This window comes from Bradyrhizobium sp. CCGUVB4N, assembly GCF_024199945.1.
Lineage (GTDB): Bacteria > Pseudomonadota > Alphaproteobacteria > Rhizobiales > Xanthobacteraceae > Bradyrhizobium.
The window spans coordinates 4,381,342-4,400,858 of record NZ_JANADP010000001.1 but is presented as its reverse complement, the minus strand read 5'-3'; the positions used below and the strand labels follow the sequence as shown (position 1 = coordinate 4,400,858).

Below are 19,517 nucleotides of genomic sequence, written 5' to 3'. Positions count from 1 at the left end.
GCTTGACCTTCGCGATCAGCTTGCGTGCAAGCGAGCGCATCCGGGGTCGTTTAGCAACACGGAGACCACCATGAGTAACGGCGCTCCCAAAAACATCAATTCCTCCCCCGATCAGAAGACCACGAACGAAGCGTCCGCCATCAACCGGCGGAATGTCCTGCTCGGATCGACGGCGATCGGAGCCGTCGCTGCATTGTCCGCAGCGCCCGGGACAACCGCTCCGGCCTCGGCGCAGGGAGCGACGGCCACGCCATCCACAACGCCCGGCGCGCTGACGAAGAAGGGCTTCAATGGCGTCATCAAGCTGGACTCGCGCGATTCGACACCGGACTGGGGTCCCTTCACGCCGGCACGCGCGCCCGAGGGATCGCCGAACATTCTGGTGATCCTCTACGACGACACCGGCCTGGCGGCATGGTCTCCGTTCGGCGGCGGCATCAACATGCCGACGCTGCAGAAGCTTGCTGACAATGGCCTGATGTATTCGCAATGGCACACCACCGCGCTGTGCTCGCCGACCCGCTCGACATTCCTGACCGGCCGCAACCACCATCTCAACGGCAATTCGTGCATCACGGAAGCCGCCCAGGGTTTCCCGGGCTGGAGCGGACGGATCCCGGACGAATGCGCCACCATCGGCCAGGTGCTCCAGGGCGCCGGCTGGAGCACGTTCTGGCTCGGCAAGAATCACAACGTGCCGGAGCAGGACATCGCCGCCGGCGCGACCCGTTCGCAATGGCCGCTACAGAAAGGGTTCGATCGCTACTATGGCTTTCTCGGTGGTGAGACCAACCAGTGGTTTCCCGATCTGACCGAGGACAACAAATTCGTCGACGCACCTTATTCACCTGAGGAGGGCTATCACCTCTCCCGCGATCTGGTCGAGAACGCGCTCCAGATGATCCGTGACCAGAAGGCCAGCAATCCGTCGAAGCCGTGGTTCATGTGGCTTTGTCCCGGCGCCAACCATGCCCCGCATCATGCCCCCAAGGAGTATGTCGACAAGTACAAGGGCAAGTTCGACGATGGCTATGAAGCCTATCGCGACTGGGTGTTGCCGCGCATGATCGCGAAAGGATTGCTGCCGAAGGATACCAAGCTCACGCAGATCAATCCGCTGCCGCAGAGCGTCGCGAACCAGCTCGACGCGGTGCGACCGTGGAGTTCGCTCAGCGCCGACGAGAAGAAACTGTTCGCACGTATGGCCGAGGTCTATGCCGGTTTCTCGGAATACACCGACGTGCAGATCGGACGGCTGATCGATTATCTCCAGAAGAGCGGTCAACTCGACAATACGCTGGTGTTCTACTGCGCCGATAACGGCGCATCCGGTGAAGGCAGCCCGAACGGCTCGGTCAACGAGAACAAGTTCTTCAACAACTATCCGGACGAGATGGCCGAGAATATGAGATATCTCGATGTGCTCGGCAGCGTCGAGACCTACAACCACTACCCGACCGGATGGGCGACGGCGTTCTCGACCCCGTTCCAGATGTTCAAGCGCTATTCCGAATATGCCGGCGGCACCTGCTGCCCCCTCGTGATCTCCTGGCCGAAGGGGATCAAGGCCAAGGGCGAGATCCGCGACCAATATCACCACTCGACCGATATCGTTCCGACCATCCTCGATGTCTGCGGGCTCGACATGCCGAAAGTGTTCCGCGGCGTCGAGCAATACCCGATGTCGGGGGTTTCGATGCGCTACAGCTTCGATGCCAAGGACGCTCCCACGCAGAAGAAGCGGCAATATTACGCCATGCTCGGCACCCGCGGCATCTGGGAGGACGGCTGGAAGGCCGCGGCCCTGCACGCGCCCCTCACCGGCAAGGGGCATTTCGACCAGGACGATTGGGAGCTCTATCATGTCGACGTCGATCGATCGGAATCGGTCAACGTCGCCAAGCAGTATCCTGACAAACTGAAAGGTCTCATCAAGGCCTGGTTCGAAGAGGCGGACAAGAATTTCGTGCTGCCACTCGACGACCGGACTCCGGCCGAGTTGCTCGGCATCGAACGGCCCAGCGAGGAAAAGCCCCGCACGCGTTACGTCTATTATCCCGGCACCTCGCCGGTCCCGGAAGGCGTTGCCGTCAATGTGCGCGGCCGCTCCTACAAGATCGTCGCCGATGTCGAGATCAGCGATCCCGATGCAACCGGGGTGATCTTTGCGCACGGCTCCCGCTTCGGCGGGCACAGCCTGTTCATCAAGGATCGCAAGCTGAACTACGTGTATAATTTCCTCGGCATCAAGCCGGAACAACGCTTCGTCTCCAACGAACTGAAGCCGGGCAAGTACACGCTTGGCATGGAGTTCGTCCGCGACAAGGCGGGCCCGAAGGGTGAATCCGTCGGCAAGACGACGCTCTACGTCAACGGGCAGTCCGTCGCCCAAGGCGACATGCGCACACAATCGGGAAAATTCACCCTTGCCGGCGACGGCCTTTGCGTCGGCTATGACAGCGGCGATGCCGTCAGCCAGGAGTACAAATCGCCAGGCACGTTCAAGGGCGGCTCTATCCTCGGCGTGGGCGTCGACGTCAGTCCCGAAGTCTATCATGACTTGGAGAAGGAAGCCTCTCGGGCGATGTCGCGGGATTAGGAGCGGCTCTTTCCGTCATTGCGAATGTTGCGAAGCAATCCAGAATCTCTCCGCCGCGGCGGTCTGGATTGCTTCGTCGCATCAGAAGGCATCACCTATACCGGCGCTGGCCACCTGTCCGGACGCAGCGGTTCCGGCACTTTCCGCCGCTCTGACGGCTGCTCGGGAACCTGGACCGCGAGCAAGCAATAGCGCCGGCAAAAAGCCTGAATTCGCGGCGGAACGAACACCGCGCAGGCCCGATTCAAGCCACATCCTCTCCGGATTTGCGGCTCATTGCCACCTAACTCTTTGTTGAGAAAGGGAAGGTAACGAGTTGCGTCATGCGTAAACGGGAGACCAGGATGGGCAACCGCACCGCAAAGTTCATGTCCGCGCTAGTCGGCAGCATCATTGCCGGCGCGCCGCTGGCTGCCGTTTCACAGAACGCGCCAAGCACATCCAGCGCCTCAAGCACACCCAGCGCCGCAAGCACGGCGAATACCGCGAGCGCAAGCACGGCGAATGCCGCGAGCGATTGCGTCGCCTCGCCAAAGGGTGTCGCGCCGCAGGGGCAGCACTGGTTCTATCGCGTCGAGCGCGGGACCAAGCGGCAATGCTGGTATCTGCGTGCCGAAGGTACCAAGGACGGTGCCAAGGAAGGTGCCAAGCCCATACAGAGCGCGCAGGCGACGACCGACACGCCGAGTGCAGCTCCAGCCGCGCCGTCATCGGTGCAAAATGCGCATGCCGAATACATTGCACAGCAAACCAACCCCGCCGCGAACGCGCCGGCGTCAGCCGCAGCCGCCACGCCGCAGGCTCCCGGCGCCAGTGATGCCAATGCGGCGCAGCCCTCCGTCGCCACGCGTTGGCCCGACGCCGCCCTCGCTTCGCCCGCACCGCAGCCATCAGTTGCAACCGCTGCCGCACCTGCAGCAGCGTCGGTACAGCCGAGTGCGAAGCCAGCCGCCTCCCCGGTAACGCTCGCCGCGGCAGAGGCCCCCGCCGACAAGCCGACCGGATCGGTGCAGATGCTGCTGCTCGTCATCGGCGGCGCGCTGACGCTCGCCGGCCTCCTCGCCAGCGTGATTTATCGCTTCGCCGGTCGACGCGCGCGCGCCCGGGCGGCCGATCGCCGCGTGAACTGGGATCATCGGCAGGATGACGCCGACAGCCGTGCGCCCTGGCATACCGAGCCGGCGCCGCGCGTCGTACGGCCGCTCCCGGTGGACTTCGACGCCATGCGTGCGGAAGCCCCGCAGATCGCCGCATTCTCAAGCGCCATCGGCCGGATCGCTGCGCAGGGCCGTTCCGTTGAGGTTGCGACAGCAGAGCCTGACGAGACAAAGCCTGACGAGACCGGGATCGACTATTTCGACGGCGAGTTCGAGATCGAGCCTCCTGCGCCGCAGCTCGCCGCCGACGCCGCCCACCGCGAAGAGCCAGCAGAGCAGAACGCGGACGCGCGTGACGAACATGCGCACGAAGCGGCCAGCGCCGCCGACATCGATATCATTACGGCGATGCTGGAGCGGCTGGCGACCGAAGGGCCACGGCTGACGCAGCCTCGCCCTGAAGCCTTCCCTGCTAGCCTTGAAGCTGACCTTGCAGCCCTCGCACGAAGCTCACGAGGCCAGTCCGCCGCTCGCGCTTGAGGCGCTCGGCCTTCAGGATCGACTGCACCTCGGCGAAGGCGTCATCAACATTGTGGTTGATGACGATGTAATCGTACTCGGCCCAGTGGCTCATCTCGTGACTGGCGCGGCTCATCCGCTTGCGGATAACCTCATCCGAATCCTGCGCGCGCGAATGCAGCCGCTTCTCGAGATCGCCGGCTGACGGCGGCAGGATGAAGACGCTGACGACGTCCGCGCGTGCTTTCTCGCGCAACTGCTGCGTGCCCTGCCAGTCGATGTCGAACAGCACGTCCTGCCCCGCCGACAGCGCGGCCTCGACGGGCGCGCGCGGCGTGCCGTAGCTGTTGTCGAACACGGTGGCCCATTCCAGCAGCTCATCGCCCTTCACCATGGCGTCGAACCTGGGCTTGTCGACGAACAGATAGTCGCGGCCGTCGACCTCGCCGGGCCGCATCGACCGCGTCGTCGCCGACACCGACATGCGCAGACCGGGCATGCGGTCGATCAGCAGACGCGACAGCGTCGTCTTGCCCGCGCCCGATGGCGAGGACAGCACGAACATCAGCCCGCGCCGCTCGACACCGTCAGTTCCGTGACCGCCCGTCGTCATCGATCACTCCAGATTCTGGACCTGCTCGCGAAATTGCTCGACCACGTTCTTCATGGCGAGCCCGGTATTGGTCAGCTCGATGTCGTTCGACTTCGAGCAGCAGGTGTTGACCTCGCGGTGAAACTCCTGCGCCAGGAAATCGAGCTTGCGCCCGATCGGACCACCCTTGCCGATCAGCTCGCGCGCCTGTGCGATGTGGGAGGCGATGCGGTCGAGCTCCTCGCGGATGTCGGCCTTGGTCGCGATCAGGATCGCCTCCTGCATCAGGCGGTCGGAATCGAAACGGTCGGACGTGTCCAGCAGCGCGGCGATCTGCTCGGCGAGCTTCGCCTTGATCGCCTCGGGCTTGCGCCCCGGTGCGGCTTCCGCCCTCTTCGCCAGCTGCTCGACCTCGTCGACCCGCTGGGTCAGGATCTGGCCGAGCGAGGTGCCCTCGCGCTTGCGCATCGCGACGAGTTCGTCGAGCGCCTTGTCGAAGGCGTCGGCCGCGGCAGCGCGTGCGGCCTTGTCCTCCTCCTCGTCGCCCTCGGGCTCGGCGACCTCGACGACGCCCTTGATGGCGAGCAAGCCGTCGACGCTAGGCGCGACCGCGTCGACCTTGCCGGCGATGACGGAGGCCGCCTTCAGCACGGCGTTGAGCACGTCCTCATTGACGCGGACGGTGGCGGCGGCATTGGCGCGCTTGACGTTGAGGTTGGCGTAGACGGTGCCGCGCGAGAGCAGCTCGCCGGCGCGCTTCTTGGCGTGGGCCTCGAGCTCGTCGAACCCCTGCGGCAGCCGCACCCGCAAGTCAAAGCCCTTGGCGTTGACCGACTTCAATTCCCATTCGAACGTATACGGCCCGCTTGCGCCGTGGCTTCGGGCAAAGCCGGTCATGGACGACAGCGCCATCAGGTCAAATTCTCCGACAAACATGGGATTCGCGAGGCCATCAGGCCACGCGAATCTTAAGACTATTTTGCGGGAAAGTGGAATCCGCAAAGTCCCGTAGGCAGGTCTGCACAGCGACCGAGGCTGGACCAGCCCTAGCGCTGGATGACCGGCGGCGACGGCTGCACGGCGCCCTGCCGCGCGGGCGCGGGAGTGGTGGCGGGCCGCGCCGGCGGCTTCTTCTGCTGGGTCGGCTTGGGCGTGGTCGCGGTCGGCGCCGTATCGGCAGCCGCAGGCGCCGCGGCGGCCGGCGCAGGTGCGTCCTCGGCAGGCTCGACCGTGTCGTTCTGGATCTGCTTCTCCATCGCGCGCAGCTTGGCGACGTTCTTCTGGTGCGCGTCGTAGGTCTCGGTGAAGGCGTGCCCGCCGCTGCCGTCCGCGACGAAGAAGAGATCGCGGGTGCGGGCCGGGTTGGCGGCCGCCTCCAGCGAGGCGCGGCCGGGGTTGGCGATCGGGCCCGGCGGCAGTCCCTCGATCACATAGGTGTTGTAGGGCGAAGGCTGCGTGATCTCGCTGCGCTTGATCGGGCGCCCCAGGGTGCCCTTGCCGCCGACGAGGCCGTAGATGATGGTCGGATCGGACTGCAGCTTGATCTTCTGCTTCAGCCGATTGACGAACACGGCCGCGACCCGGCTACGCTCGTCCGGCTTGCCGGTCTCCTTCTCGACGATCGAGGCGAGTGTCTCGAGCTGCTCCGGCGTCTTGACCGGAAGGTCCTGGCTGCGGCGCTCCCAGATCTCCGCGAGCACGCGCTTGTGCGCCTGCTGCATGCGCTGGATCACCTGGTCGCGCGGGGTCCCGCGCGGGAACTTGTAGGTCTCGGGCAGCAGCGTGCCTTCACGCGGCAATTCGCGCACGCTGCCGGTGAAGATGTCGTTGTCGGACAGCCGTGCCACGATCTGCTCGGAGGTCAGGCCTTCCGGAATCGTGACGGAATGCTGCACCACCTTGCCCTCGACGATGGTGGCGATGACGTCGCGCAGGGATGCGTTCTTCTGGAACGAATATTCACCCGGCTTCAGGTCGGAGCTCGCCTTCAGCGCAGCCACCGCGGCGATGAACACCCACGGATTGACGTCGGTCACGCTTTCCTTGTTCAGGGTCTCGGCGATGTCGCGCTTGCCCGCACGCTGCGGGATGTTGACGATCTTGTCTTCCTTCAGCGGCCCCGGCGCCTCGAGCACCTGCCGGCCGTAATAATAGGCGCCGCCGGCGCCGAGCATGGCGATCAGCAACAGGGTGATGATGGCGTTGCCGACCACGACAAAGGGATTGCGGGCCCGCTCCGAACGCCTCGGCGGCGGCGGGACCTGCTCGGGCTCGAGCGCTGCCCGCGGACTCCGGGGCGAAATGGGCGGCCTTTCACTCATCGAAGCAACCTGAATCCTGCCGGTTCAATCGCAGCCTGACAATCGCTTGCCAAGCCAAATGCACACGCCCACAGACATGACTATCGCCGAATACGGCAAAACGGTGGATTCGTCGCAAACACAAATTAATGGGTCAGGCGCCGGACGATGACCGAGGCATTGGTACCGCCGAAACCAAAAGAATTCGACAACGCGACATTCACCTCGCGCTGCTTCGCCTTGTGCGGCACGAGATCGATTGCGGTCTCCACCGACGGATGGTCCAGGTTGATGGTCGGCGGGACGATGTTATCGCGAATCGCAAGGATCGCGAAGATCGCCTCGATCGCGCCGGCCGCGCCGAGCAGATGGCCTGTCGACGATTTGGTCGAGGACATCGCAACCTTGGAGGCGGCATTGCCGAGCAGGCGCTCCACCGCGCCGAGCTCGATCTCGTCGCCGAGCGGTGTCGAGGTGCCGTGGGCGTTGATGTAGTCGAGGTCGGATGCGGTGAGGCCGGCGCGCTTGAGCGCGGCCGACATGCTGCGGAAGCCGCCATCGCCATCGGGCGACGGCGACGTAATGTGATAGGCATCACCCGACAGACCGTAGCCGATCACCTCGGCGTAGATCCTGGCGCCGCGGCGCTCGGCGTGCTCGAGCTCCTCCAGGACGAGGACGCCGGCGCCCTCGCCCATGACGAAACCGTCGCGATCCTTGTCGTAGGGGCGCGAGGCCTTCTCGGGCGTGTCGTTGAAGCCGGTCGACAGCGCGCGTGCGGCGTTGAAGCCGGCAATACCGATGCGGCTGATCGGCGACTCCGCGCCACCGGCGACCATCACGTCGGCATCGCCGAGCGCGATCAGGCGGGCGGCGTCGCCAACGGCATGGGCACCGGTCGAGCAGGCCGTGACCACCGAATGGTTCGGTCCCTTCAGGCCGTGCGCGATCGAGACGTAGCCGGATGCGAGATTGATCAGGCGGCCCGGAATGAAGAACGGCGACACCCGGCGCGGACCGCGCTCCTTCAGCAGGATAGCGGTGTCGGCGATGCCGTTGAGGCCGCCGATGCCCGAGCCGATCATGGTGCCGGTCGCGCACTTGTCCTCTTCGGTCTCGGGATGCCAGTTCGCATCGTCGAGCGCCTGGCCGGCCGCGGCCATGCCGAAGATGATGAAGTCGTCGACCTTGCGCTGGTCCTTCGGCTCCATCCACTTGTCGGGATTGAAGGTGTCGTTGCTGCCGTCGCCGCGCACGACCGTGCAGGCGTATTTGGTCTGCAGATCGGAGACATCGAAGCTCTCGATCCTGCGCGCACCGCTTTCGCCGTTGAGGATGCGTTTCCAGGTCGGCTCGACGCCGCAACCGAGTGGCGACACCATGCCGAGACCAGTGACGACAACCCGCCTCATATCCGAAAACTCCGCATCGAAAGATTCACGGCCAATAACAAGAAACCGGCTGACCGCTGCAAAGCGGCCCGTCCGGTTTCAATGTTGTCCCCGCGAAATGAAGAGCCTTAGCTCTTCGCGTTCTTCTCGAGAAACTTCGTGGCGTCGCCGACGGTGAGAATCGTCTCCGCGGCGTCATCCGGAATCTCGCACCCGAATTCTTCTTCGAACGCCATCACCAGTTCGACGGTGTCCAGACTGTCGGCGCCGAGGTCATCGATGAAGCTCGCTGCGTCGACAACCTTCTCGGGTTCAACACCAAGGTGTTCGACCACGATCTTCTTAACCCGCTCGCCAATGTCACTCATTGCATAACCTCGTGTTGTTCCCTGTAGACCCGACCCCCCGGGACGATACGAGCCGTCGTGGTCGTTGACTGCCTTCGCTTACGAACTTTGATTTGGCCCCACCTTAACCGGTAGAGGCCCGGCGAATGACGGCCAAGGCTCCGCATCGCCAATATACAGGGTTTCAAAAACCTGCAATGGCGTTCTTTGCCCATCCGTTGAAGGTCCGGTTATCATACTTCAACTGCCTTGACTACACGCCTCAATTCGCTCCGAAAACGGCCGTTTGCCGCATCCTGCCCCACCCATGTGGGCAGTGCGGAACGACGTCTCAGATCATGGCCATGCCGCCGTTGACGTGGATGGTCTGGCCGGTGACGTAGGCCGCTTCGTTCGAACTCAGGTAGACCGCGGCCGCCGCAATGTCCTCGGGCGTCCCCAGGCGGTTGGCCGGAACCTTGGTCAGAATCGTCTCGCGCTGCTTGTCGTTGAGCGCATCCGTCATCGGCGTCTTGATGAAGCCGGGTGCGATGCAATTCGCGGTCACGCCGCGCTTGGCGTATTCGGCGCCCAGCGTCTTGATCATGCCGATCAGGCCGGCTTTCGACGCAGTGTAGTTGCCCTGCCCGGGATTGCCGGTGACGCCGACCACCGAGGTGATGGCGATGATGCGGCCGAAGCGCTTGCGCATCATCAACTTGGTGGCGGCACGCGCCAGGCGGAAGGTCGAAGTCAAATTGATGTTGATGACCTCCTCCCAATCCTCGTCGCGAAGCTGAACGAACAGATTGTCGCGCGTAATGCCGGCGTTGGCGATGAGAATGTCGACCTGACCCATCGCAGCTTCCGCAGCCGGCACCAGCGCCTCGACCTCGTCGGCCTTGGAGAGATTGCAGGGCAGCACATGGGTGCGCTCGCCGAGCTTGCCGGCCAGCTCATCCAGCACGTCCTTGCGCGTTCCCGAGACCGCGACGGTGGCGCCCTGCGCATGCAGCGCCTGCGCGATCGCGCCGCCGATGCCGCCGGTCGCGCCGGTGACGAGCGCCTTCTTGCCAGTCAGATCGAACATCGAAAAATCCTCCAAAGCACGATCCGGAAAAGTGTGCAGCGGTTTTCCGGAAAGATCGTGCGTAAACTCAAGCCTGCTTCGCGGCGGCCAATGCATCCTTGGCGGCGGCAATGTCGTTCGGCCCGCCCACGGCAACGCCGACGGCGCCATCGGCGATACGCTTGACGAGTCCCGTCAGCACCTTGCCCGCGCCGATCTCGAAGAAACGGGTGACGCCCTGCCCTGCCATATAGGCAACCGACTCGCGCCAGCGCACCGTGCCGGTGACCTGCTCGACCAGGCGGCGGCGGATCTCGTCGGGATCGGTGATGGCGCTCGCCAGCACATTCGACACCAGCGGCGCAGCCGGCGCCTTGATCGTAACCTTGGACAGCGCCTCGGCCATCGCGTCGGCGGCGGGCTGCATCAGCTTGCAGTGAAACGGTGCGGACACAGGCAGCAACATGGCGCGCTTGGCGCCCTTGGTCTTGGCGATCTCGACGGCGCGGTCAACCGCGGCCTTGTCGCCGGAGACGACCACCTGGCCGCCACCATTGTCATTGGCCGCCTGACAGACCTGCCCCTGGGCCGCCTCCCTGGCGACCTCCATGGCCGCGTCGTAATCGAGGCCGAGCAGCGCGGCCATCGCGCCGGCACCGACCGGCACGGCTTTTTGCATTGCGAGACCGCGGGTGCGAAGCAGCCGCGCGGTGTCCGAGATCGTCAGGCTGCCGGCCGCCGCCAGCGCCGAATATTCGCCGAGCGAGTGACCGGCAACGAACGCCGCATCCCGCCCCACGGAAAACCCGGCTTCAGCCTCCAGCACGCGCAGAGTGGCCACAGACACGGCCATCAGGGCCGGCTGGGCGTTCTCGGTGAGCTGAAGGGTTTCGGCCGGGCCATCCCAGATCGTGGCCGTCAGCTTCTCTCCAAGCGCGGCATCGACTTCGTCGAACACGGCACGCGCCACCGGAAAGGCGTCGGCCAAAGCCTTGCCCATACCAACTGCCTGGGAACCCTGCCCCGGAAATGTGAATGCTGCCGTCATCGGCGCTCCCTGGATCGCTCGAGCCGTGTGGTTCGAGAACCCGCAGCCGATGACGTCCGGCCCGAGCCTTGGTTCCCGACCATGCTCCGAAGGGGGCCGTAGACACTGTCCGGGGCTGGAATGTCAAGCCAAGATAGGAGCTTCGGCCTGCATTGGACTGGGGATTCGGCCTGTCAAAACCCGCCGGCCTTCTGGTCCGCACCGACCTCGGCGCCGGCTTGCGCACGGCGCGCATTGCTGACCAGTTGGCCCGGCCGGTCATCCCGGTTCGGCTTCGCCGTGGCGAGCCGCAGCACGGCTGCGTAGCCCGGCTGCACCTCCATCCGCTCGGTATGCCGGCTCTCGCTGAGCAGGCGATGCACCTTCGGCAGATTGTAGCAGGGCACGTAGAACAGCAGATGATGCTCGAGGTGGTAGTTCACGTAATACGGCGCGATGAACAGGCGCTCGAGGACATTGGCATGCGTGGTGCGGGTGTTGCGCAAGGGATCGCTGCTGTCGGGCACGACGGCGTGCTCGGCGATGTTGCGGATGCGCGTGATGACCATCATCCAGGTCAGTAGCGGCACCAGCCAGAGCAGCGGATAGGCCCACCACACACCGGCCGCAGCGAGGCTTGCGAACATCGCGGCGTTGACGAGGCATTGCGGGCCGAGCTTCTCCCAGAAATGCCCGGCGCGCTGCCGCCACGGCCAGTCCTTCGGACCGAGCGCGTTGAGCAATTGCGCCTTGCGCTGCTGGTACCCGGTCTGCCCGGTGATGTCGCGAATGAACTTGCGGCGATAGCTCAGCCTGGTGATCGGAAACGGCGCCGACAGCACCAGATCGGGATCATCCTCCTGCTGGGTGCGTGCATGATGCTGCAAGTGATAGCGCCGATAACTGCGTGTCTCGGCAAAGAGCGGATAGGCGCAAAACCACTGGCTCAGCGCGAGATTGGTCTTCTCGTCCGCGGACAGGCAGCCATGCGCGCCGTCATGCATCAGGATTGCGAGCCCGAGCTGACGCGAACCGATGATGGCGACGGCGAGAACGTAGGTGATCGGATTGGGCCACCAGGCGACCAGGGCGATTGCGCCAATGATCAGCGCCCAGGCGTGCGCGATCATCGCGACGCCCTTCCAGGTCACGCGCTGGCGCACGTCGGCCAGTTGATCGTCGGTCAGGAAATCGCGGGCACGCATGCGAAGCGCCGTCATGACCTACCCCTCCTCGTTCGAATTGCTTGATGCGCCGCGCTCGTCGACGAGACGCAGGCGCGCAGTGTCAGCGCTGGATTTGGCCTGCTCGCCGAGCACGCGCAGCATCTCTTCGCAGAGTGCCTCGGGCGAGCGGCCCATGGCGTAGCCTTCGAGAATGACGCCGATCGCAACCGCCCAGAACCGCCGCGAGCTTTCGTCGGGCGCGCGCAGCGAGCGCCAGCCATGACGCGCCACCTGGCCTGCATAAGCGCGTGCGCCCTCACTGTGCAGGCGCTCGATGGTGCGCTCGACCAAAGGCGCCAGATCCTGGCGCCGCCGCGTCAGGGTCAACGCCTCGGCGAAGAAGGCGATCGAATCGCTCGCCGTCACGGTCTCGGCCAGCGCGTGGGTGTAGTCTCGCGGCGTGCGCGCCTGCAGCGCCGCCTGCTCGGTCGCGCGCGCCAGATACAAAAGTTCGCGGCAGGCGCATTCGACGAACAGCGCTTCCTTGGTGCGGAAGTAATAGGTGATCTGGCTCGGGAACGCGTCCGCCGCTGCTGCGATATCGGTGATCGCGGTGCCCGACAGCCCCCGCTCCCGGAATAGCGGGCTTGCCGCGTCCAGCAGCAGCGACCGCATCTTGCGCCCGGCCGAGCGCGTCGCCCGCGCGGCATGCTTGGGGTCGCCAGCCGCCTCAAATGGCTCTTCGAACGGCTCTTGGGCCGACTTTTCCACCATCGGATCCTCTCCCTGATTTATTTGTATGACATACAAACAAAGAAATCAAGGCGGATGTGGTATAAGAGGACCGGCCTCCCACCACCCGCACCGGGCGATCCGGGCCGAAAATGCGGCCTCCAACCTTGCCAAGCCGGCCAAAATCCGTATAACGCGCGCATCCGCAGACCCCGGCCGGGAGCTGAACGGACGGTCTCAGCAAATCATTCGTGATTTTGGTGTGGCAGGGCCAGTCGGCCCGTCGTCCCGTGTTTCCGCCTTCTGAGCTTAATCCCAGAGTCCTTTCCGAAGGTCTCTTAAGGGCTTGACGCCGGGCAATGCGCTAACACGAGGAAAGGACGACTATGGCTCTCTATGAGCATGTTTTTCTCGCGCGCCAAGACGCGAGCACGCAGCAGGTCGAAGAGCTGACTGCGCAGATGACCGGAATCGTCGAGGGTCTCGGCGGCAAGGTCACCAAGACCGAGAATTGGGGCGTTCGCTCCCTCACCTACCGCATGAACAAGAACCGCAAGGCGCACTTCGTGCTGCTCAACATCGACGCGCCCTCCGCGGCGATCGCCGAGATCGAGCGCCAGGAGCGCATCAGCGAAGACGTGATCCGCTATCTCAGCGTCCGCGTCGAAGAGCTCGAGGAAGGCCCGTCCGCGATGATGCGCAAGGCTGACCGCGATCGCGAGCGTGACGACCGTGGCGGCGGCTTCCGCGACCGTGAAGGCGGCGGCGGTTTCCGTGGCGACCGTGAAGGCGGTTTCCGTGGCGGCGATCGCGACGGTGGTGGCTTCCGCGGTGATCGCGGCCCGCGCCGTCCGCGTGACGAAGCTGAAACCACGACGGATGGGGAGTAAGACCAATGGCTGAAGCTGGTGCACGCCGTCCGTTTTTCCGTCGCCGCAAGAGCTGCCCGTTCACGGGCGCCAATGCTCCGAAGATCGACTACAAGGACTCCAAGCTGCTGATGCGTTACGTCTCCGAGCGCGGCAAGATCGTGCCGAGCCGCATCACCGCCGTGTCCGCGAAGAAGCAGCGTGAGCTCGCCCGCGCCATCAAGCGCGCGCGGTTCCTGGGCCTGCTGCCCTACGTCATTCGCTAAGACGAATTCGACCGGCGGCGATCACGCCGCCGGTCGCGACTTTCTGAACTCATAAGGCTTCCGGGTCCTCCGGTCGCCGATGGTTGGGGCAAAGCGCCTCTAACCGCTCGAAGGGAGCGGGACAGCTGATGATGGTATTTGGACTGATAGCCCTGATCGCCGGCGCTGCGTCGGCCCTGATGTTCGCCTCGATCGTGTCGGGCGCGCTGATCTCGCTCGTCCTGGTTTATCTCGCTCCGCTGCCGCTCATGCTCGCCGCGATCGCCTGGGGGCCGCTGTGCGGCGCCCTCGGTGGCCTCATCGCGACGCTCGTCATTGCCGGCGCGCTCAGCCCGCCCCTCGCCCTCGGTTACGGTCTCGCATTCGCGCTGCCGGCCTGGTGGCTTGGCCATCTCGCCATGCTGGGCAGGCCGATCGCCGGCGGCATCGCGGGCCAGGATGCGGCTTCGCCCCAGGTCGAATGGTACCCGCTTGGGCGCATCCTGCTCTGGATTGCGGCGCTGGCGACGCTGCTGACCGCGGGATCGCTGTATTCGCTGGGAAGCGACGCCTCGGCCATCAGCGATGCGATGCGGCGCGGCTTCGCCAAGATTCTTTCAATGGTGAGCGAGACGACCGTTACGGAGAGCGATCCCCGCGTCGGCCTGATGGTCGCGGTCATTCCGGTTCTGGTCGCGGCGTCGCAGATGGCGACGCTGACTTTGAACCTCTGGCTTGCCGCCAAGGTCGCGGCTGTTTCAGGTCGGCTGCATCGGCCGTGGCCGGACCTCAGCAGCACGAGCTTGCCGCCAATGACGCTGGTGGCCCTCTGTGTCGCGCTCGCGTTCAGCTTCTCCGGCGGAATGACCGGCATTCTCGCCGTCGTCGTCACGACCGTCCTGATGATGGCCTATGCGCTGGTCGGCTTTGCCGTTCTGCACACCATCACGCGCGACCTCGCCAATCGCGGAATTTGGCTCGCTACCGCCTACGCCATCGTTTTCATGTTCAGCGTGAGCCTCATCCTGCTGACCGTCCTTGGGCTCGCGGACGCCGTGTTCGGCTTCCGCGAGCGCTTCCTGCGCAACCGGCAACCGCCGCCATTGCCGACAACTTAAGTCCAACCCGAAAACTGAAAACCAGAGCACCTCAAAGGAGAACGAATATGGAAGTCATTTTGCTGGAACGCGTGAGCAAGCTCGGCCAGATGGGCGAAGTCGTGAAGGTTCGCGACGGCTATGCCCGCAATTTCCTGCTCAAGCGCGGCAAGGCGCTGCGCGCCACCGCCGACAACCGCGCCAAGTACGACGGCATGAAGGCCGACCTCGAAGCCCGCAACCTTGCCTCGAAGGGCGAGGCGTCCAAGGTCGCCGAGAAGATCCAGGGCAAGAACATCATCGTGATCCGTCAGGCGTCCGAAGCCGGCCAGCTGTTCGGCTCGGTCACGGTGCGTGACGTCGTTACGGCGTTCGAGGCCGACGGCGTTGCCCTCGAGCGTCCCCAGGTGCAGCTCGACGCACCGATCAAGACCATCGGCAAGCACTCGATCACCGTCGCGGTTCACCCCGAGGTCGAGGTCGAGGTCACCGTCACCGTCGCGCGCAGCCAGGATGAGGCCGAGCGCATCAACCGCGGCGAGGACATCTCCACCCGCAACGAGGACCGCGACGCGGCCGCCGAGGCGATTGCCGCCGCCGGCGAGTTCTTCGATCCGGAAGCCCAGCACGACGACGCCGAGCCGGCCCCGGCTGCGGAAGAGACCGAGAAGTAAGCCTCGCGCTCGCGCAGGGCTACGAAGCAGGGCTACGAAGCCCGGCTGCCTCAGGCAGCCGGGCTTTTCGTTTTGGACGCGACATCCTCGCTCAGCATCGCGATCGAGGCGAGTGCCGTTGCCGTGTGCTTCTCGACACCGTCGCTGACGCAGAACACGTCGGCCGCGACCACGGAGACCTGACGGCCCGGCTTGATTACCCTTGCACGGCAGATCAACTTGTCACCGACCGCGGGCGACAACAGATTGAGCTTGTATTCCGCCGTCAGCGCCGACTGTCCGCGCGAGGTCGCCGCCGCAATGGTCGTGGCATTGTCGACCAGGAAGGCCGTCACACCGCCGTGGAAGAAGCCGTGCTGCTGCAACAACTCCGGCCGACGCTCGACCGCAATCGTGCAAGTGCCCCGCGACAAGTCCGACAGCTCGGCACCGACGAGGTTCATGAAGCCCTGCCGGCCGACATTGGCGTGGATGCGCTCGGCTACGGCCACGAACTCGGGATCGGCTTCGTTGCTCATGTCGCCACTCCTTGCTTGGGGTTGAGGCGCCCGGGCGGCACCAGCGCACGGATGGCGCAGGCGATCAGCGTGTCGGCCTCGCCGCGAGGATCGGCGCGATCGCGCCCGGAGAGAAAGGCCCGGCAGAAGATCTGCGCGGGGCCGATCAGCTGACTGACGAACATCACGGATGTCATCGGCAGAAGCTCGCCGCTTGCGACCAGCGGCGCGCGCCAGCGCTCGATGCCTTCGGCGAGCCGTGCATTCTGTGCGCGCTGGGCGTCGCGAATGTCCTCGCCCCATTCGTTGCGCGAGATCTCGAAAAGATAGCGCGCCTCGCGCCGGCTCAGCACGACCCAGTCGAGATGGGCGCGGATCAGGCGATCGATGCCCTGCTCCGCTTCGAGCGCCTGATCGAGCGCGGCGAGCATCGCGGCGTGATAGTGCCGCAGCACGTCCAGGAACAGCGCACCGGCAAGCTCCTTCTTGGAGCCGAACACATGAAAGAAGCTGCCATTGGAGGCACGGGCCTTGGCGCGGATGGCGGCCACCGTCGCGCCTTCGAAGCCCGACCGGTCGAACACCGCGAGCCCCGCAGCCAATAGATCGTCGCGAACGCCGGATGACATCGCCGCCTCCTAGAGTATTACTCTAGAGCGTAACTCTAATGATGGTCAAGACGACGCGAAGGCCGCGCTGGGCGCGGCCTTCGCAGATCGGCGGGATTGTCGGCTTAGCGCGAGATCGGCGGCGCCGGCGGACCGGAGGACTCGGCGGGCGCGGGCGACGCGGCCGCGGCGGGCGCAGACGGTGCCGGCTCTGACGGCTTGGCGGCCGGTTCGGCGCTGGGCGCGGGCTCGGCCGGTTTGGAGACGGCCGCTTCTGCCGGCTTGGGCGCAGCCGGTTCAGCGGGCTTGGCAGCCGCCGGCGGGGCCGGTGTGACCTGCGGCACCGGATCGGGGCGCAGAGCCGGCGTCTCGCTGCTGCTCGGCTCGACCTTGGCGCTTTCCGGCTTGGCCTCTGCAGGCTTCTCAGCCGGCTTGCCGCTGTCGGGCTTGGATTCAGAATCGACCTTGGCGCTCTCGCTCTTGGGTTCGGCCTTGGGTTCGGCTTTGGGCTCAGTCTTGGAATCGACCTTGGGCTCAACCTTCGGCGCGGCTGCGTCTTCCGTTTCCGGCTTACCGCGCTTGCTCATCCGCTTGCCCTTGCGGCCTTCGGGCGGCTGTTCGGTGGCGGCCTCCGGCTTTGCGCCTTCCCTGACACCTTCCTTGGCGCCCTCTTCGCTCGGCCGCGCCGCGCGCTTCTGGCGGCCTTCAGGCGCCGGGCCAGCGGCACCCTCGCCCTCGGGCCTTGCGGCCTCCTGCGAGCGCTGGCGTCGGCCCTGGTGCTCAGGCGATTGCCCCGGAGCCGTATTGGCGTCCTTCTCCTTGGCGCCGTCCTTCTTCTCCTTGCCGTCCTTCCCGTCCTTGGCCTGATAGCGAGTATCGGTGGCACCATTGGAGATGAGGTAGGAGGCGAGCACGCCCGCCATGTCGGGGCTGGTAGTGTAGTGCTGCCGCAGGAAGCCCGGCAGCGAGCCCGGCGCGACCGTCTTCAACAGCCCTCGCGGGCTCTTATGGCAGGCGTTGCAGGTCTGCGCGAAAAGCTGGGATGGGGCCTTGCCGGCCTCGAGGTTCGTCGCCTGCGCCAGAACGGCATCGGAGGCGCCGAAGCCGATCAGAAACAGCACCGTGGCGAGGCTGAGCGCTCGGCTCGACATTCCCATCATCTCCATTGAAATCCGACAGATACGGCCGGCATTCGGCGCGGCGGCGGGTCACCTTTTAGCCGATTGCGCTGCGAATGGAAGCGCACTCAACAAGCATGTGAACACGCGATTTTCGAATATCGGGTTTGAACACAACGCAATAGCCGGGCGGGAATAGGCTGCCTGGACGTCCATGCGAACGCATTGGAACCAACGTGTCGTCCAAGCATCGGTGTGACGGCCGGGTCGTCGCATCTTTTCGGGTTCGCGAGAGGTTGGTGCCCATGGACCGCTTGTTACGCAGGTTCTTGACGAGGCCTCCATGAACGGCGAGTTTGTCGTCGAGCGCGGCAACATAGCTGATGCTCACGCGATCCTGCTCAATCAAGCCGACCTGTTGCCGCACTGGGCAAAGCCCTGGTGGCACCTGCGCTATCTCGTCCGGCACCTCAGACAGTTCAATCCGCGGGCGCGATCGCGCAGCAATGTCGCACATCACTACGATCTCGATGTGCGGCTCTATGATTTCTCGGCGCCGACCAGCAAATAGCTGCGTCTACTTCGAGACACCGGAAACAACCCTCGACGACGCACAGTTCGCCGAGACCGGCGTGAGACGCTGAAGGCCTGGCGGGAAGGTTTCACGGCCCGGCGCGAGGAGGCCGTGCAGCTCTATGACGCGCGCTTCGCGCTGATGTGGGAGTTTTACCTCGCCGCCTGCGAGACGACGTTCCGGAAGCAGGGCATGATGAACTTCGAGCTTCAGCTCACCAAGCGTCAGGGCGTGGTCCCGATCACGCGCGACGATATCGCGCATGAGGAAGCCGGGCTGCGCGCCCGCGAAGGGGGCGCCAGATCCAAGCTGAAGCTTGCTGGTGAATGAATTCTAATGACACAGGGTCGAAATCGGCGGGATCCGGCAAGAAGTCGGTAACGCTAGCTGGGCGCGCAATTCCGCGAGGGTTTCGGGCGCGACAGGCAGTCGCCGCTGCTCGGGCCGCGTGGCGTGCTCCATGGCCGCGATCAGCCCGGACAGCCAAAGCCGACTACCAGCCTCGCTTCGCCAAACCTGTAGCTGCCGTTCTGGCCGCATGGCTTGCCTCGTCTCCCTATTGGCAGGTTATGGGAGACAATCCCCTACCCGCCAGTCCTGTTCCCGAGGTACCCCGAAAGAATCCGGAGAGATGTGATCTGCTTCACATAAGTCTGTTTGGTCCTGGCCTAGATCGTCGCCATGAGCAAAGAGACCCAAACCTCATTCGACGTGCAGGACGACCTCCGCACCGATTACGCCCTGATCGCCACCGGCGTCGGCGCGGCCCTGGTTGCGCTGGTCTACCTCCTGCTGGTCTGAAACCCGCGCCGAAAGCGGCCAGCGTGCGTCATTTCGCGCGCTCTTCGATACGTCTGCGCCTCAATCCATAAGGTTCACGGCATCCGGATTTTTCCGTGATGCGGCCGCGGCCACGTCCAGCGCCGGGCGAGTTCCGCGAAAATCCGTCAAGCGCGGCGCTTGCTGCGACTGCTAATCATCCACCATTTTTAATGATCGGTTGATAGCGACGAGCTT

18 protein-coding genes and 1 pseudogene are annotated in these 19,517 nt (G+C 64.8%); 7 read left to right on the top strand and 12 right to left on the bottom strand.

Going from position 1 to position 19,517, the window contains the following annotated elements:
- Window positions 1–70: 70 nt before the first annotated feature.
- Both NLM31_RS19910 and NLM31_RS19905 read left to right on the top strand, forming a co-directional pair.
- Window positions 71–2,599: an arylsulfatase gene (locus tag NLM31_RS19910; RefSeq protein ID WP_254193351.1), complete on the top strand. Its 2,529-nt coding sequence runs from the start codon at window positions 71–73 to the stop codon at window positions 2,597–2,599.
- Between the two features lie 323 nt (window positions 2,600–2,922).
- Complete coding sequence (locus NLM31_RS19905) at window positions 2,923–4,236, top strand: hypothetical protein (RefSeq protein WP_254193350.1); 1,314 nt, start codon at window positions 2,923–2,925, stop codon at window positions 4,234–4,236.
- Here NLM31_RS19905 and gmk read toward each other — a convergent pair.
- The 9 genes from gmk to NLM31_RS19860 form a co-directional block, all read right to left on the bottom strand.
- Window positions 4,169–4,828 (bottom strand): guanylate kinase, encoded by a 660-nt coding sequence (gene gmk / locus NLM31_RS19900; protein ID WP_254130984.1) that lies wholly within the window; start codon window positions 4,826–4,828, stop codon window positions 4,169–4,171. The two genes, NLM31_RS19905 and gmk, sit on opposite strands and share 68 nt — an antisense overlap.
- Before the next feature lie 3 nt (window positions 4,829–4,831).
- Complete coding sequence (locus tag NLM31_RS19895) at window positions 4,832–5,719, bottom strand: YicC/YloC family endoribonuclease (protein WP_254196233.1); 888 nt, start codon at window positions 5,717–5,719, stop codon at window positions 4,832–4,834.
- Window positions 5,720–5,853: 134 nt separating this feature from the next.
- Complete coding sequence (gene mltG, locus NLM31_RS19890) at window positions 5,854–7,128, bottom strand: endolytic transglycosylase MltG (protein WP_254130983.1); 1,275 nt, start codon at window positions 7,126–7,128, stop codon at window positions 5,854–5,856.
- Between the two features lie 125 nt (window positions 7,129–7,253).
- Window positions 7,254–8,519, bottom strand: a complete 1,266-nt coding sequence (gene fabF / locus NLM31_RS19885; protein ID WP_254193349.1) for a beta-ketoacyl-ACP synthase II — start codon at window positions 8,517–8,519, stop codon at window positions 7,254–7,256.
- 107 nt (window positions 8,520–8,626) lie between these two features.
- Window positions 8,627–8,866, bottom strand: coding sequence for an acyl carrier protein (locus NLM31_RS19880; protein WP_008130699.1), 240 nt, complete (start codon window positions 8,864–8,866; stop codon window positions 8,627–8,629).
- Window positions 8,867–9,176: 310 nt separating this feature from the next.
- The gene (gene fabG, locus NLM31_RS19875) at window positions 9,177–9,914 is read right to left on the bottom strand and encodes a 3-oxoacyl-[acyl-carrier-protein] reductase (RefSeq protein ID WP_254193348.1); all 738 of its coding nucleotides are present in this window, start codon (window positions 9,912–9,914) and stop codon (window positions 9,177–9,179) included.
- Between the two features lie 67 nt (window positions 9,915–9,981).
- Window positions 9,982–10,941 (bottom strand): ACP S-malonyltransferase, encoded by a 960-nt coding sequence (gene fabD / locus NLM31_RS19870; protein ID WP_254193347.1) that lies wholly within the window; start codon window positions 10,939–10,941, stop codon window positions 9,982–9,984.
- A 173-nt stretch (window positions 10,942–11,114) separates the two neighbouring features.
- Complete coding sequence (locus NLM31_RS19865) at window positions 11,115–12,140, bottom strand: fatty acid desaturase family protein (protein ID WP_254193346.1); 1,026 nt, start codon at window positions 12,138–12,140, stop codon at window positions 11,115–11,117.
- A 3-nt stretch (window positions 12,141–12,143) separates the two neighbouring features.
- Window positions 12,144–12,860 carry a TetR/AcrR family transcriptional regulator C-terminal domain-containing protein gene (locus NLM31_RS19860; RefSeq protein ID WP_254193345.1) on the bottom strand — a complete coding sequence of 239 codons (717 nt, stop codon included), beginning with the start codon at window positions 12,858–12,860 and terminating at the stop codon, window positions 12,144–12,146.
- 344 nt (window positions 12,861–13,204) lie between these two features.
- Between NLM31_RS19860 and rpsF the strand changes: the two genes are divergently transcribed.
- The 4 genes from rpsF (at window position 13,205) to rplI (ending at window position 15,703) form a co-directional block, all read left to right on the top strand.
- Complete coding sequence (gene rpsF / locus NLM31_RS19855; RefSeq protein WP_254130977.1) at window positions 13,205–13,708, top strand: 30S ribosomal protein S6; 504 nt, start codon at window positions 13,205–13,207, stop codon at window positions 13,706–13,708.
- 5 nt (window positions 13,709–13,713) lie between these two features.
- Window positions 13,714–13,953 carry a 30S ribosomal protein S18 gene (gene rpsR, locus NLM31_RS19850; RefSeq protein WP_007592020.1) on the top strand — a complete coding sequence of 80 codons (240 nt, stop codon included), beginning with the start codon at window positions 13,714–13,716 and terminating at the stop codon, window positions 13,951–13,953.
- 128 nt (window positions 13,954–14,081) lie between these two features.
- On the top strand, window positions 14,082–15,050 hold the full coding sequence (locus NLM31_RS19845) for a DUF2232 domain-containing protein (protein ID WP_254193344.1): 969 nt from the start codon (window positions 14,082–14,084) through the stop codon (window positions 15,048–15,050).
- Window positions 15,051–15,097: 47 nt separating this feature from the next.
- On the top strand, window positions 15,098–15,703 hold the full coding sequence (gene rplI, locus NLM31_RS19840; RefSeq protein WP_254130975.1) for a 50S ribosomal protein L9: 606 nt from the start codon (window positions 15,098–15,100) through the stop codon (window positions 15,701–15,703).
- Window positions 15,704–15,753: 50 nt separating this feature from the next.
- Here the strand turns inward: rplI and NLM31_RS19835 are convergent, their stop codons facing one another.
- The 3 genes from NLM31_RS19835 to NLM31_RS19825 form a co-directional block, all read right to left on the bottom strand.
- Window positions 15,754–16,221, bottom strand: a complete 468-nt coding sequence (locus NLM31_RS19835) for a PaaI family thioesterase (RefSeq protein ID WP_254130974.1) — start codon at window positions 16,219–16,221, stop codon at window positions 15,754–15,756.
- The gene (locus NLM31_RS19830; RefSeq protein ID WP_254193343.1) at window positions 16,218–16,829 is read right to left on the bottom strand and encodes a TetR/AcrR family transcriptional regulator; all 612 of its coding nucleotides are present in this window, start codon (window positions 16,827–16,829) and stop codon (window positions 16,218–16,220) included. Before NLM31_RS19830 ends, NLM31_RS19835 begins: the two co-directional genes overlap by 4 nt.
- Window positions 16,830–16,933: 104 nt before the next feature.
- Entirely contained in the window at window positions 16,934–17,959 is a 1,026-nt protein-coding gene (locus NLM31_RS19825) for a hypothetical protein (RefSeq protein WP_254193342.1), read from the bottom strand.
- A gap of 310 nt (window positions 17,960–18,269) precedes the next feature.
- Between NLM31_RS19825 and NLM31_RS43435 the strand changes: the two are divergent.
- Window positions 18,270–18,830 (top strand): annotated as a pseudogene (locus NLM31_RS43435) (class I SAM-dependent methyltransferase).
- The last annotated feature ends 687 nt before the right edge of the window (window positions 18,831–19,517 follow it).